Origin of the sequence: Streptomyces sp. NPDC057302, from assembly GCF_042667685.1 — a bacterium.
Taxonomy (GTDB): domain Bacteria; phylum Actinomycetota; class Actinomycetes; order Streptomycetales; family Streptomycetaceae; genus Streptomyces.
Genome location: NZ_JBHUZJ010000003.1, coordinates 191,043 through 205,027, shown reverse-complemented (window position 1 = coordinate 205,027; position 13,985 = coordinate 191,043). Strand labels below are relative to the sequence as shown.

13 protein-coding genes and 1 pseudogene are annotated in these 13,985 nt (G+C 70.4%); 7 read left to right on the top strand and 7 right to left on the bottom strand.

Annotated elements, in window-relative coordinates:
• Positions 1–28: 28 nt before the first annotated feature.
• From ACFUPX_RS04045 to ACFUPX_RS04035, 3 genes and pseudogenes are all read right to left on the bottom strand, one after another.
• Positions 29–217 carry a DUF397 domain-containing protein gene (locus ACFUPX_RS04045; protein ID WP_383315498.1) on the bottom strand — a complete coding sequence of 63 codons (189 nt, stop codon included), beginning with the start codon at positions 215–217 and terminating at the stop codon, positions 29–31.
• A 10-nt stretch (positions 218–227) separates the two neighbouring features.
• On the bottom strand, positions 228–560 hold the full coding sequence (locus ACFUPX_RS04040) for a Scr1 family TA system antitoxin-like transcriptional regulator (RefSeq protein WP_383315495.1): 333 nt from the start codon (positions 558–560) through the stop codon (positions 228–230).
• Positions 561–591: 31 nt separating this feature from the next.
• Positions 592–738 (bottom strand): annotated as a pseudogene (locus tag ACFUPX_RS04035) (hypothetical protein); the annotation flags it as partial.
• On the opposite strand from ACFUPX_RS04035, the gene ACFUPX_RS04030 reads away from it, so the two are divergent.
• Positions 674–1,012 (top strand): ATP-binding protein, encoded by a 339-nt coding sequence (locus ACFUPX_RS04030; RefSeq protein WP_383315492.1) that lies wholly within the window; start codon positions 674–676, stop codon positions 1,010–1,012. The pseudogene ACFUPX_RS04035 and the gene ACFUPX_RS04030 overlap by 65 nt on opposite strands.
• On the opposite strand, the gene ACFUPX_RS04025 is transcribed toward ACFUPX_RS04030, so the two are convergent.
• The 4 genes from ACFUPX_RS04025 to ACFUPX_RS04010 all read right to left on the bottom strand — a co-directional run bounded on the left by ACFUPX_RS04025 (position 1,009) and on the right by ACFUPX_RS04010 (position 5,639).
• Positions 1,009–1,623, bottom strand: a complete 615-nt coding sequence (locus ACFUPX_RS04025) for a DJ-1/PfpI family protein (protein ID WP_383315489.1) — start codon at positions 1,621–1,623, stop codon at positions 1,009–1,011. The two genes, ACFUPX_RS04030 and ACFUPX_RS04025, sit on opposite strands and share 4 nt — an antisense overlap.
• 232 nt (positions 1,624–1,855) lie before the next feature.
• The gene (locus ACFUPX_RS04020) at positions 1,856–2,068 is read right to left on the bottom strand and encodes a hypothetical protein (protein WP_383315486.1); all 213 of its coding nucleotides are present in this window, start codon (positions 2,066–2,068) and stop codon (positions 1,856–1,858) included.
• Positions 2,069–2,310: 242 nt separating this feature from the next.
• The gene (locus tag ACFUPX_RS04015) at positions 2,311–2,487 is read right to left on the bottom strand and encodes a sigma-like protein (protein WP_383315483.1); all 177 of its coding nucleotides are present in this window, start codon (positions 2,485–2,487) and stop codon (positions 2,311–2,313) included.
• Between the two features lie 203 nt (positions 2,488–2,690).
• On the bottom strand, positions 2,691–5,639 hold the full coding sequence (locus ACFUPX_RS04010; protein ID WP_383315480.1) for a BTAD domain-containing putative transcriptional regulator: 2,949 nt from the start codon (positions 5,637–5,639) through the stop codon (positions 2,691–2,693).
• A 285-nt stretch (positions 5,640–5,924) separates the two neighbouring features.
• Here ACFUPX_RS04010 and ACFUPX_RS04005 point away from each other — a divergent pair, with 285 nt between their 5' ends.
• The 6 genes from ACFUPX_RS04005 (at position 5,925) to ACFUPX_RS03980 (ending at position 13,819) form a co-directional block, all read left to right on the top strand.
• On the top strand, positions 5,925–7,154 hold the full coding sequence (locus ACFUPX_RS04005; RefSeq protein ID WP_383315729.1) for an amidohydrolase family protein: 1,230 nt from the start codon (positions 5,925–5,927) through the stop codon (positions 7,152–7,154).
• A 219-nt stretch (positions 7,155–7,373) separates the two neighbouring features.
• Positions 7,374–8,333 (top strand): LLM class F420-dependent oxidoreductase, encoded by a 960-nt coding sequence (locus ACFUPX_RS04000; protein ID WP_383315477.1) that lies wholly within the window; start codon positions 7,374–7,376, stop codon positions 8,331–8,333.
• Between the two features lie 95 nt (positions 8,334–8,428).
• Complete coding sequence (locus ACFUPX_RS03995; protein ID WP_383315474.1) at positions 8,429–9,214, top strand: SDR family NAD(P)-dependent oxidoreductase; 786 nt, start codon at positions 8,429–8,431, stop codon at positions 9,212–9,214.
• A 135-nt stretch (positions 9,215–9,349) separates the two neighbouring features.
• A complete protein-coding gene (locus tag ACFUPX_RS03990; protein WP_383315471.1) occupies positions 9,350–10,477 on the top strand; it encodes an LLM class flavin-dependent oxidoreductase in 1,128 nt (375 codons plus the stop codon).
• 127 nt (positions 10,478–10,604) lie between these two features.
• On the top strand, positions 10,605–12,344 hold the full coding sequence (locus ACFUPX_RS03985) for an amidohydrolase family protein (RefSeq protein WP_383315468.1): 1,740 nt from the start codon (positions 10,605–10,607) through the stop codon (positions 12,342–12,344).
• Entirely contained in the window at positions 12,341–13,819 is a 1,479-nt protein-coding gene (locus tag ACFUPX_RS03980) for an aldehyde dehydrogenase family protein (protein WP_383315465.1), read from the top strand. Before ACFUPX_RS03985 ends, ACFUPX_RS03980 begins: the two co-directional genes overlap by 4 nt.
• Positions 13,820–13,985 lie beyond the last annotated feature (166 nt).

The following is a 13,985-nucleotide window of genomic DNA, read 5'->3' as shown; positions in this document are numbered from 1 at the left end:
TCGTGCGGGGCGATCCCGTGGGGTGGGGTCAGACCTGCTTCGTCCGTACGTGACGTATGAGTGCGGCGAGGCTCTTGGGGGTGGTGGAGAGGAATCGAGAGGGCTCGTCGCTTTCGCGTAGGTGGACACTTCCCTCGGCTGTGGCGAGTTCAACGCAGTCCGACGAGTCCTGACCACCTGAGAATGAGGACTTCTGCCACGCGATGTCCTGTGTCATGGGGGACCTTTCACATGCTCTGTACGAGGCCATGGATGAAGTCCCTCGACTCTATGACCCCCAGCGCGGCGCGCTCCAGCCTGCCGAGTACTCCTCGGCAGCGGCTCAACTGGGCTTCCGCATGCACGAACTCGCCGCCGTGCGGGGTGTCCAGGTAGGCGGTGTCGAGTTGAGGGTGAGCGCCGCCCGCGTACAGCATCGGATGGTTGATCCCCGCAAAGCCGTCCACGTCGAAGGGCACCACGCGAACGGTCACGTGAGGGAGTTCTGAGCGATCCAGGATGTGGAGCAACTGGTCGCGGGCCACCTGCCTCAGCCGCTCTGGTGCGCAATGCCGCTTCATGGATCACTGCCTCGTACGGAGCGGGCGGCTCGCCGCCGAAGAGCTGCTGGCGCGCGATCCGGAACCGTACGCGCCGCTCAAGTTCCTCGTCGGACAGCCCGGGGACCGAGGGCGTGAGGAGCGCCCTGACATGGGCCGGCCTGCCCCATCTCGCGGAAGCCGCCGAGCTTTTGGCCACCGAGCTGGTCAGCAACGCCTTACGCCACACGAAAGGCCCCGCCGCCCTGCGCCTCCGATGGGATGGCCGTGTCCTCCGGATCGGCGTATGGGACGCCGACCCCAGACCGCCGGTGCCGTCCCTGCGTATCGCCGACCCGGAAGCGGAGGAAGGGCGAGGCTTGGCTCTCATCGAGTCATGCTCCGATGGGTGGGGCTGGTACCCGCTCGCCAAGAGCGGTGACACCGGCAAATACGTCTGGTGCGAACTGGCCGCTACGGTCCTCGCCCGCTAGACCCGCGCCCGCAGCCTCTCCACCAGCGCCGCCGGGGCCTTCTCCGGGGAGCCCGCGTCGTACGGGGGCTGGGGGTCGTACTCGATGAGGAGTTGTACGGTCTGCGCGTGCTCGGTGCCCGCGATCCTTCCGGTGAGGGTGAGGCCCATGTCGATCCCGGCGGAGACGCCGGCCGCGGTGACGTACTTCCCGTCGAAGACCACGCGCTGCCCGGTCGGCTCGACCCCGAACTGCTTGATCTGCTCCAGCGCCAGCCAATGGGATGTCGCCCGGCGGCCCTTGAGGAGACCGGCCGCCGCGAGGATGAGCGATCCGGTGCAGACGGAGGTGGTCCACGTGGTGGTGGCGTCGATGCCGCGGAGCCAGTTCAGCACCGTGTCGTTGGCCAGGTCGGGCTCCGGGCTGCCCGGTACGACGACGATGTCCGGGCCGCTGACCTCGGCCAGGGACTTGGTGGCTACCAGGGAGAGGGCGCGGGTGTCGTCGAGTACGGGGCCCGCCTTCTCGGCGACGAAGACGATTTCGGCGCCGGGGAGCCCGGAGAGGGTCTGGAAGGGGCCCACCGCGTCGAGGGCGGTGAACTTGTCGTAGAGCAGGATCGCTATCTGCATGGGGCGGGCCCTTCCCGGGAGGGGGAGGTGGTGGCGTGCCGTGGGCTCAAGTCTTCAGGTGCGGTCCGGTGGCCGCAACGACGGGTGCGCCGCCCTCGACGCGGTGGGCGGGCAGGAAAGGGAGCGGGGCCGAGCGACTGCTCGGCCCCGGTCTGCCGTGCCGCCCGCACGCTGGCGGACTTATGGCCTATGGCTATGGCCTATGGCTTGTGGTGTGACTTGCCTGTGCTGCTTACGGCGTGTGGCCGTCGCCCAGCGGCGCGGTCGGCGTGTGGCCGTCGCCCAGCGGGGCCACCGGGGAGTGGCTGTCCAGGGGAGCGACCGGGGAGTGGCTGTCCCGCGGGGCGACCGGGGAGTGGCTGTCGGCGAATGCCGGGGCGGACGCACCGCCCGCGGCGGCAGCGGCTATCGCGAAGGTGACGAGGATCTTCTTGGTGCGGGTCATTCCAGCTCCTTGGGCGAAACGCGAGACGGCCTTCGAACGTGAGTGACGCTAGCGGCGAGGGTGCACGTGTTCGAGTGGTGTGGTGGGAACAGGCCATCGGCTGGCCTGTTCCCGGCACCCCCGGCACCCCCGGCACCCCCGGCCCCCCTGGCTCCCAGCCCCCGGCCCCCGGACATGCGTCGGCCGCGACGGCTCCCCCTCCGCGCCGCCGCGGCCGACTCCCCCGTGCAGGATGTAAGTCTTTAGTCCTTCGGCGGGGCGGGCACATGGCCGTCGCCCAGCGTGGTGGCCGTGCCGTCCTTCGGCGGGGCGGGCACGTGGCCGTCGCCCAGCGTGGTGATCTTGCCGTCCTTCGGCGGGGCGGGCACGTGACCGTCGCCCAGGGGCGTCATGTCCTGGTCCTTCTTGGCGTCGCTCATAGTGAGAACTCCTTTGGGTCGGGCGGTGCGCTGAGTAGAAGCGCCCGTTCGGCAACTCCCCCGAGGATCGCCGAACGGGCGCTTCAGGGCCGATCACTTTAACGGTGGGGCCCATGCGATCCGTCTGCCCCCCGACGCGACGGGTCGATGCCTAGAGAGTGGCAGCGGCCCATAAACGTTCGATGAACGCCTCGGGAGAGTGTTCAGGCGGCCGGCACCGGCGAGATGAGCCGACGTACTTCGTCGGCCTCCGGAGCGTTCGAGCTCTCGTGGATGGTCAGTGCCTCACGCCAGCAGGCCCGAGCACGGTCCACCTGAGCGATGCTGTGGAGAGCCCTGCCCAGGAGCGTCAGAACGTTGGCGCGCATCCAGTCGCCGCCGACGCAGCCGGTGCTGAGGGCCTGCTCGGCATGTTGTGCCGCCTGCGCGGGTTGGAGGGCCGACAGGTAGACCTGGGCGATGCGGAACTGGGTGGTGCCTTCCCACAAGCGCTGCCGGTTCTCGACGAACACTCCCAGCGCGTCGGTCAGTTGATCGAGGGCCTGTGAGTGGCGCCCGGCATGTCCGAGGGCGATACCGAGAGCACTCTTCGCGTTGGCGAGACGGAAGGTCAGCCCGAGGTCGTCGTAGATCGCGATCCCCTGCTGGGCGAGCTCGATCGCCTTGGACGTGCGACCCATCGCGTCCAGCGCGCGGGACAGGTTGCAGAGAGCGCTCGCCTCGCCGGCCCGGTTGGTGTCGGCGCGGAACTCCTCGATCGCCTTGACGAAGTACGTCTCGCTCGCGGCGTACTGGTTGACGCAGTAGGCGGTGATCCCCCGCTCGTTGGTGCCGTTTCCGCAGGTCCAGGGGTCCTTGGAGATGTCCCCGAGCTCAGAGGCCCGCTCCAGCTCGGCCGAAGCCTTCTCGAAGTGCCCCACCTTGCTCAGCACCTGCGCAAGCGTCACCCGAGCCCGCCCCTCGGCATGCGCATCCCCGACCGCCGCCGCCGCGTCCCGCGCCGCGGACGTCGCCAGCTCGTAGCGCAGCGAACTCGCCCCCGACTCCGCCAAGTCCTTGGAAGCCAGCAGCAGATCGACCGCCCGCCGCAGCGTGCTCGGTCCCAGTGACTGCTGTACGCAGGCCAGGATGCAGGCGGCCTCCGAGTGCAGCCAGTCCAGTGCCTTCGCGTCGTCGCTGAAGTCCTGGCCCAGGTGCTCGGTCACCTCCAGGTGGTCCACCGTACGGTCGCCGGGGCGCTCTATCGCGTAGACCCGCGCCGCCGACGCCAGGTAGAAGTCAAGGAGACGCGACACCGCTGATTCCCGCTCGGCCGACGGCAGTTCCCGCTCCGCGCACGCACGCGCGTAGAGCCGGACCAGGTCGTGGTAGCGGTAGCGGCCGGGCGCCGCCGACTCCACCAGGGACGTGTCGACCAGGGACTCCAGGAGGTCTTCCGTCTCCTCGGTCGGGAGGTCGAGGACGGCCGCCGCCGCTGCCAGCGAGAGGTCCGGGCCGTCCGCGAGGCCCAGCAGGCGGAACGCCCGTGCCTGCGCGGGCTCCAGCTGGCCGTAGCCCAGCTCGAAGGTGGCCTTGACCGCCAGGTCGCCCGCCTGGAGCTCGTCCAGGCGCCGCCGCTCGTCCGCCAGCTTCGCCGCCAGGGTCGAGACCGTCCACGTACGGCGGGCCGCGAGGCGCGAAGCCGCGATGCGGATCGCCAGGGGCAGGAAGCCGCACGCCGCCACCACGTCAAGGGCGGCCTTGCGCTCCGAGGTGACCCGCTCCTCGCCGACGATCCGGGTGAAGAGGAGGAGTGCCTCCTCGGGGGACATGACGTCCAGGTCCACCAGGTGCGCCCCGGCCAGGTCCACCATCCGGATCCGGCTCGTCACCAGCGCCGCGCAGCCCTCCATGCCGGGGAGCAGGGGGCGTACCTGCGCCGCGTCGCGTGCGTTGTCCAGGACCACCAGGACCCTGCGGCCGTCGAGCACCGACCGGTACAGCGCCGCCCGCTCCTCCAGGGAGTCCGGGATCGCCGAGTCGGCCGTCCCCAGGGCCCGCAGGAACGCGCCGAGCACCGTCTCCGGTTCCGCCGCCCGCGCACCCGCCCCTTGCAGGTCCACGTACAACTGCCCGTCGGGGAAGTACGTCCGCGCCACATGCGCCACGTGGACGGCGAGCGTCGTCTTGCCCACGCCGCCGATGCCCGCCAGCGCCGAGACCGCCATGACGCGGCCCTCCGCCGCGGAGAGGATCTCGCTCAGTTCGGAGACGAAGGACGCCCGGCCCGTGAAGTCCGGGACGGTGGCCGGTAGTTGGGCGGGGCGCACCGCTGCCGTCGGCGGTTCCGGGGCCGCCGCCGAGGGTTCCGCGAGCGCCGGATCCGCCTGGAGTATCCGCTGCTGGAGTTCCTTCAGGCCCGTGCGCGGGTCCACGCCCAGTTCGTCCGCGAGCAGCCGCCGCGTGTCCGCGTAGACGGCGAGAGCCTCCGCCTGGCGTCCGCTGCGGTACAGCGCCAGCATCAGGAGCTCCCGCAGGCGTTCGCGCAGGGGGTGGGCCGCCGTGAGCGCCGTCAGTTCCGAGACCGCCTCCGCGTGGCAGCCGACCTCCAGGTCCATGTCCAGGCGGGACTCCAGGAGCTGGAGGCGCCACTCCTCCAGGCGGGTGCGCTCCGTCTCCGCGTACGGACCGGGGACGTTCGCCAGGGGTTCGCCGTCCCAGAGGCTCAGCGCCTTGTTGACCAGCGAGCGCGCCTGGCAGAGGTCGGCCACGCCGCGCGCCTTCTCCGCCTCCGCCCACAGGTCCTCCGCGAGGGCCAGGTCGAGAGCGCCGTCGGCCACCGCGATCGCGTACCCGCCGGACTCGCTGACCAGGACGCCTGCGGGCAGCACCTTGCGCAGGCGCGACGCGTACGTACGGACCGCGGCCAGCGCCTGCGAGGGCGGTTCCTCGCCCCAGAGGGCGTCGATCAGCTCGTGCGCCGTCGCCGTGCGGCCGTCGCGCAGCAGGAGCGCCGCGAGCAGGGCGCGCTGCTGCGGAGAGCCCATGGACAGCTGCTCGGCGCCGTGCCATGCGCGTACGGGGCCGAGCACGCTGAAGTGCGGTCTCAGTTCCTCGGGGGCGTTCCCCGGGGCCGGACGCCGCTGGTCCGGTACTCGCGGTACACCGTCCATCGCTCCCCCTGCTGCCCTGCCGTGCCCGGTCGTCACCGTGCCTGGTCGTGCGCCGCGGGTCTGCCCTGCCCGCGATTGTCGCTCTTTGCCTGATTCCGTTCTTTGCCTGCCTCTTGCTCCCCGCCAGTTTGCCTTGTTCATGGCGGATACGTCAGCCGTGCGAGACGGCTCTCACAGGGTCCACGCACACGGGGGGTCCGCGATAGTCGCGTACGGATAGCCGACGAGGAGCTGACGGGTCGTCAGATCAGCGCTACCGTGGACCGCATGGAGACCACTGAGACCTTGCCGACGTTCCCGAGGATCATCTCGGTGGACGACCACACCGTCGAGCCCGCCCATGTCTGGCAGGACCGGCTCCCGGCCCGGTACCGCGACAGCGGGCCGCGCGTCGTCCGGGCACCTCTGAAGTCGATGAGCTTCCTGGGCGGGAAGTTCGCCCCCGTGATGGGGGCGAAGGGGGACGATGGCCCCATAGGGGACTGGTGGATCTACGAGGACCTGCACCGGCCCCTCACCCGCCTCGACACCTCCGTCGGGTACGACAGGGACGAGATCAAGCTCGAAGTCATCACGTACGAGCAGATGCGCCCGGGGTCGTTCAGCGTGCCGGACCGCCTCGCCGACATGGACGTCAACCACGTCCAGTCCGCCCTCTGTTTCCCCACCTTCCCCCGCTTCTGCGGGCAGACGTTCACCGAGGCCAAGGACCGCGAACTGGGCCTGCTCGGCGTGCGCGCGTACAACGACTGGATGGTGGACGAGTGGTGCGGGCCGCAGGCGCAGGGCCGTCTCATCCCCCTCACCCTCATTCCGCTCTGGGACGCCGAGCTCGCCGCCGCCGAGGTCCGGCGCAACGCCGCACGCGGCGTGCGGGCCGTCGCCTTCTCCGAGATACCGCCGCATCTGGGCCTCCCCTCCATCCACACGGACGAGTGGGACCCCTTCCTGCGGGCCTGCGACGAGACCGGCACCGTCATCGCCATGCACATCGGATCGAGCAGCAAGATGCCGTCGACCTCGGCCGACGCGCCGCCCGCCGTCGGGTCCACCATCACCTTCGCCAACTGCTGCTTCTCGATGGTCGACTGGCTGATGAGCGGCAAGTTCGAGCGCTTCCCGAACCTGAAGATCATGTACGCCGAAGGGCAGATCGGGTGGATCCCGTACATCCTGGAGCGCGCGGACGTCGTGTGGGAGGAGAACCGCGGATGGGGCGGGGTGGCCGACAAGGTGCACCGGCCGCCGTCCGAGCTCTTCACCGAGCATGTCTACGGGTGCTTCTTCGATGATGCCTTCGGGCTGAAGAACCTCGACTCGATCGGCGTCGGCAACGTCTTGTACGAGACCGACTATCCGCACTCCGACTCGACCTGGCCCAAGTCCAGGGAGGTCGGCGAGGACCAGATGGGGCACCTGGCACCGGACGTGGTCGACCGGATCGTGCGCGGCAACGCGATCGATCTGCTGGGGCTGACGGGGGAGGGGCTGTGGGCGGGCCCCGGGGGGTCGTAGGCGCTCACGCACACACCGCGACGTAGCCCGCGCGGACGCCCTCGCCCGGCCGGCCGACCCCCCTCGGCCGGCCGGGCCACGGGCATGACCCGCACCGGAGCCCGGCAGCCGCCGACTTGACCCGCCCCCACCCCTTGCCTGACGAACCGTCAGCTACGACGATGAGTCCCGTCGCCGTATATGACAGACCGTCAGATCAAGGTGAGGGGTCGGGTTCCCATGGCTGCCAACGCGCTGGCGCACATCTTCCCGCAAGGGCGACTGGTCTACGGGATGCAGCTCCCGATCCAGTCCCAGAGCGTCATGTACGCGGAGGCGTGGGAGGCGCAGGCCACGGTCGACGACCTCGCCGAGATCGCCCGCACCGCCGACCGGGGCGGCTTCGCGTACATCGCCGGCTGTGACCACGTGGCCATTCCGCGGCGGCTCGCCGACACCATGAGCACCGTCTGGTACGACCCGGTGGCCACCCTCTCCTTCCTCGCCGGGATCACCGAGAACGTACGGCTGATGAGTCATGTCGCCGTCGTCGGCCTCCGGCATCCGCTCGTCGGCGCCAAGCAGTACGCCACCCTGGACCGGCTCAGCGGCGGGCGGCTGATCCTGGGGGTGGGGGCAGGCCACGTACAGGAGGAGTTCGACGCCGTCGGGGCCGACTTCGAGCGGCGCGGGCCCGTGCTCGACGAGAGCATCGACGCGCTGCGGGCCGCGCTCGGCCCTGAGGAGTACCCCGAGCACCACGGCGAGCGCTTCGACTTCAGCGGCCTCGGCCAGCAGCCGCGCCCCGCTCAGGAGCGTGTGCCCATCTGGGTGGGCGGCTCCTCGCCCGCCGCCGTCCGCAGGGCCGCGGTCCGCGGCGACGGGTGGCTGCCGCAGGGTGATCCCCGTGACGAACTGCCCGCGCAGATCGCCCGGTTGAAGCGGCTGCGCGAAGAGGCGGGGGTGGCGGAGCCGGTCGTCGTGGGGGCGATCGCCGAGCCGCTGTACGTGGGGCAGCCCGAGTGGCACGTGGGGCGGCGCACGCTGAGCGGGAAGCCGGACGCCCTCGCCGAGTCCCTGCGCGCGTACGGGGCGATGGGGGTGCAGCAGATCCAGGTGCGGTTCCGCAGCCGTGGCCGCACCGAACTCACCGACCAGATAGCCGCGTTCGCGGCCGAGGTCGCCCCGCACCTCAACTGAGCCCCACCCGGACGACCGCATGGACCGGACGACCGCACGGACCGGAGACCGCACGGACCTCGGGCGTGTTCCGGGCCTCACTCAAGGAGACAAGCATGGGCAAGCTGGACGGCCGCGTCGTCATCGTCACCGGCGGGGCGCGCGGGCAGGGCGAGCAGGAGGCGCGGCTCTTCGCCGCCGAGGGGGCGCGGGTCGTCGTGGGCGACGTGCTCGACGACCAGGGCGAGGCCCTGGCCAAGGAGCTCGGCGGTGACGTGGCCAAGTACGTGCACCTCGACGTCGGCCGGGAAGCGGACTGGCAGGCGGCGGTCGGCGCCGCCAAGGACGCCTTCGGGAAGGTCGACGGCCTGGTCAACAACGCCGGGATCCTGCGCTTCAACGAACTCGTCAGCACCCCGCTCGAAGAGTTCCAGCAGATCATCCAGGTCAACCAGATCGGCTGCTTCCTCGGCATCCGCACCGTCGCGCCCGAGATCGGGGCCGCGGGCGGCGGGACCATCGTGAACACCGCCTCGTACACGGCGATGACGGGCATGGCGTTCGTCGGGGCGTACGCGGCGACCAAGCACGCCATCCTCGGCCTCACCCGTGTCGCCGCCCTTGAGCTCGCGGCCCGCAACATCCGCGTCAACGCCGTCTGCCCCGGGGCCGTCGACACCCCGATGACCAACCCCGCGCAGCTCGACCCGACCGCCGACCCCACCGAGGCGCGGGAGGCCGTCGCCGAGCTCTACAAGAAGCTCGTGCCGCTGGGGCGGATAGGTAAGCCGGAGGAGGTCGCCGCCCTCGCGCTCTTCCTGACCGGGGACGACTCGGCGTACATCACCGGGCAGCCCTTCGTCATCGACGGGGGCTGGCTCGCGGGGGTCAGCATCGTCTGACGGTCCTGCCTGACGGAACGTCAGTCAGCGCACTCCCGGGTATTGACGGTCCTCGCGGCCGGTGGAACAGTCGACGCATCGCAATCTGACGGTTCGTCAGAAACTCGCAGATACTCACGAGGATGGTGAACCTCCTTGGAATTCGGCCTCTTTGTACAGGGATACGTGCCCGCCAAGCGGGCCAAGGTCGACCCCGAAGCAGAGCACAAGGCGCTCATCGAGGAGACCGAGTACGTCATCCAGGCGGACAAGTCCGGCTTCAAGTACGCCTGGGCCTCCGAGCACCACTTCCTGGAGGAGTACTCGCACCTCTCCGCCAATGACGTCTTCCTCGGCTATCTCGCCCACGCCACCGACCGCATCCACCTGGGTTCCGGCATCTTCAACCCGCTCGCCCCGGTGAACCACCCGGTCAAGGTCGCCGAGAAGGTCGCCATGCTCGACCATCTCTCCGAAGGTCGCTTCGAGTTCGGGTCGGGGCGCGGCGCCGGTTCGCACGAGATCCTGGGCTTCATGCCGGGCGTCACCGACATGAACCACACCAAGGAACTCTGGGAAGAGACCATCGCCGAGTTCCCCAAGATGTGGCTCCAGGACGAGTACGTCGGCTTCCAGGGCAAACACTGGTCGCTGCCGCCCCGCAAGATCCTGCCCAAGCCGTACGGGAAGGCGCACCCGGCCATGTGGTACGCCGCCGGGTCCCCGCCCTCGTACGCGATGGCCGGCAAGAAGGGGCTCGGGGTCCTGGGCTTCAGCGTGCAGAAGGTCTCCGACATGGAGTGGGTCCTTGAGTCGTACAAGACGGCGATCAAGGACGCCGAACCGGTCGGCGCCTTCGTCAACGACAACGTCATGGTGACCTCGACCGCGATCTGCGCGGAGACGCATAAGAAGGCCGTCGAGATCGCGGTCGGCGGCGGGCTGAACTACCTCCAGTCTCTGCTCTTCCGCTACCACGACACCTTCCCGCGGCCCGAGGGCATCCCCGAGTGGCCCGAGCTGCTGCCCGAGTACAGCGAGGAGATCATCGAGCTGCTCATCGCCGAGGAGCTGATGATCTGCGGCGACCCGGACGAGGTGCTCACGCAGTGCAAGCGGTGGGAGCAGGCGGGGGCGGACCAGCTCAGCTTCGGCCTTCCGATCGGGATCTCGCCCGAGGACACGAAGAACACGATCAAGCTGATCGGTGAGCACGTGATCCCGAAGATCGACACGGATCCCGTGCACCGCACCACCCGTATGCGGGGTTCCTCCGGCGGTTGAGCCGCCACCACTCGCTGCCCCGGCCTTCCCTTCCCGGACGGAGGCCGGGGCACCCTCCTATCGCCCTTCGGGCGTGTTTCTCCCGCCCGCCCACCCACCCGATTGCCCCGAGGGGGACGACCTCGCCATGCTCGACCACCTGATCAAGGGCGCGACCGTAGTAGACGGGACCGGCGCCCCCGCGTTCACCGCCGACGTCGGCATACGGGACGGGCGCATAGCCGTCGTCGCCGAGCCGGGCGCCGTCAGCGAAGAGGCCCGGACCAGCGAGGACGCCGCGGGACGCGTCCTGGCCCCCGGATTCGTCGACCCGCACACGCACTACGACGCCCAGCTCTTCTGGGACCCCTACGCGACCCCCTCCCTCAACCACGGCGTCACCACCGTCGCGGGCGGCAACTGCGGCTTCACGCTGGCCCCGTTGAACCCCGCGCGGCCCGATGACGCCGACTACACGCGGCGGATGATGTCCAAGGTCGAGGGCATGTCCCTGGTGGCGCTCGAAGAGGGCGCGCCCTGGTCGTGGAACTCCTTCGGCGAGTATCTGGACGCCCTGGACGGGCGCGTCGCCGTCAACGCGGGCTTCATGGTGGGGCATTGCGCACTGCGGCGGTACGTCATGGGCGCGGACGCGGTCGGCGGGCAGCCGACCCCCGAGCAGCTCGACGAGATGCTGCGGCTCTTCCACGACGCCATGGATGCCGGTGCCTGGGGGCTCTCCACCACGCAGTCGTCCACGCACTCGGACGGCGACGGGCAGCCGGTGGCCTCGCGGCACGCGAAGCCCGAGGAGCTGCTCGCGCTCAGCCGGGCCGTCGCCGAGCACGAGGGCACCCAGCTCGAAGCCATCGTCGCGGGGTGTCTGGATCAGTTCAGCGACGACGAGATCGATCTGTTCGTGGAGATGAGCGCCGCCGCCGGACGGCCGCTCAACTGGAACGTCCTGACCATCGACTCCGCCGTGCCCGAGCGCGTCCCGCGCCAGCTCAGCGCCAGCGAGCGCGCCCGCGAGTCCGGCGGCCGGATCGTGGCCCTGACGATGCCGATCCTCACCCCCATGAACATGTCGCTCGGCACCTTCTGCGCCCTGAACCTGATCCCCGGGTGGGGAGAGGTGCTCGGCCTGCCCGTGCCCGAGCGCATCGACAAGCTGCGCGACCCGGCGGTCCGCGGCGAGATGCTGCGGCACGCGGCCAGCAAGGAGGCCGGGGTCTTCCGGCGCCTCTCGCACTTCGACCGGTACGTCATCGGGGACACGTACTCCAAGGAGAACGAAGGCCTCACCGGGCGGGTCGTCGGTGACATCGCGGCCGAGCGCGGCCAGGAGGCCTTCCAGTGCCTCGTCGAGATCTGCGCCAACGACGAACTGCGTACGGTCCTGTGGCCCATGCCCTCCGACAACGACCCCGACTCGTGGGCCCTGCGCCAGGAGACCTGGCAGCACGAGGACGTCATGCTGGGCGGCTCCGACGCGGGCGCGCACCTGGACCGGATGTGCGGCGCCCCGTACACGACCCGGTTCATCGGTGACTGCCTGCGGGGGCGGAAGCTGGTCGGTCTGGAGCAGGCGGTGAAGATGCTCACCGACGACCCGGCGCAGCTCTTCGGGCTGCGGGAGCGTGGCCGTATCGAGGAGGGCTTCCACGCCGACCTCGTCCTCTTCGACCCCGAGCGCATCGACGCGGGCAAGGCCACGCTGGTGCACGATCTGCCGGGCGACAGCCCGCGGCTGGATTCCAAGGCGATCGGCGTCAACGCCGTGTGGGTGAACGGGGTCGAGGCGATCCGCGAGGACCACGTGACGGGCGCGACGCCCGGTACGGTCCTGCGGTCGGGCCGGGACACCAGGACGGTGAGCACGAAGTGAGCGCCGAACGCGACGGAGAGCAGCGGCTGTTCATCGGCGGCGAGTGGGTCGAGCCCGACGGCGGCCACTACGAAGTGATCAACCCGGCGACCGAGGGGGTCGTGGGCCTGGCCCCCGAGGCGAGCCGCGAGCAGGTGCACGCGGCGGCGGGAGCGGCCCGCGAGGCCTTCGGCACCTGGTCGCGCACGGCACCCGAGGAGCGGGCCGCCGTCCTGGACCGGGCGGCGGAGATCATGCGGCGCGACTTCGCCGCGTACGCGGAACTGGCCCAGGCGGAGAGCGGCGCGACGACCGGCACGGCACGCGGCATGCAGGTCGCGGTGTCGGTGGCGCGTTTCAAGCGGTACGCGAAGGGCGCGCTCGAACCGGTCGAGGCCGGGCTGCCGCCGCAGATCAGCGAGGCGGGCCCGATGGGCAAGGCGGGCGTCCTTGGTGCGCTCACCGTCCGCCAGCCGGTGGGTGTCGTCACCTGCATCACCTCGTACAACAACCCATGGGCGAACCCGGCGGGCAAGGTGGCGCCCGCCCTGGCCATGGGCAACACGGTCGTCGTGAAGCCCGCCCCGCAGGACCCGCTGTCGGTGTACCGGATGGCGGCGGCCCTTGAGGAGGCCGGGGCGCCGCCGGGCGTGGTGAACGTGGTGAGCGGTGCGCGCCCCGGGGTGGGCGAGGCGGCCGTGGACGCGCCGGACGTCGACATGGTGAGCTTCACCGGATCGACGTCGGTGGGCCAGCGGATCGCCGAGGTGTGCGGCCGTGACATGAAGCGGCAGCTGATGGAGCTGGGCGGCAAGGGCGCGGCGCTCGTCCTCGACGACGCGGACCTGGACTCGGCGGTGGCGGGGATCGGGACGACGTTCTCCTTCTACAGCGGCCAGATCTGCACCGCCCCGACGCGGGTGATCGCCCACCGCGCGATCTACGACGAGCTGATCGGGAAGCTGGCCGGCTACATCGGCTTCATGAAGGTCGGGGACCCGCTGGAGAAGGGCACGATCGTCGGCCCGGTGATCTCGGCCGCGCACCGGGACCGCATCGAGTCGTACGTGGAGCTGGGGCGCAAGGAAGGCGCACGGGTCGTCGCGGGCGGCGAGCGCCCGGCGGGTCCCGGCCTGGACCGCGGCTTCTACGTGGCCCCGACGCTGCTCGCGGACTGCACGAACGACATGCGGGTGGTCCGGGAAGAGATCTTCGGCCCGGTCGTGGTGGTCGTCCCCTTCGACGACGAGGAGGAGGGCATCGCGCTCGCCAACGACAGCGACTACGGCCTCCTGGACTACGTGTGGTCGGGCGACGTGTCCCGCGCCTTCCGGGTCGCGCGGCGGCTGCGGGCGGGCGGGGTCGGCGTGAACACGATCGGCCGGAACATGGAGGCGCCGTTCGGAGGGTTCAAGAAGAGCGGGGTGGGGCGGGACGTGGGGTCGTACGCGCTGCACGCGTACAGCGAGCTCCAGTCGATCGTGTGGCCCGGGTGACGCGGTCGGGCTGATGTCCGGTATGTGGACCCGGGAGGGACGCTCGGGAAAATTTAGAAGTGGGGCAAAGCGGACAGTGCTGCGGTTCTCGCATACCGGACGGTCTGGCTTTTGCCTGGCAATGGGTAAGCGGGTCGGTTGGGCAGGCAAGTAATCGATGGTGCCT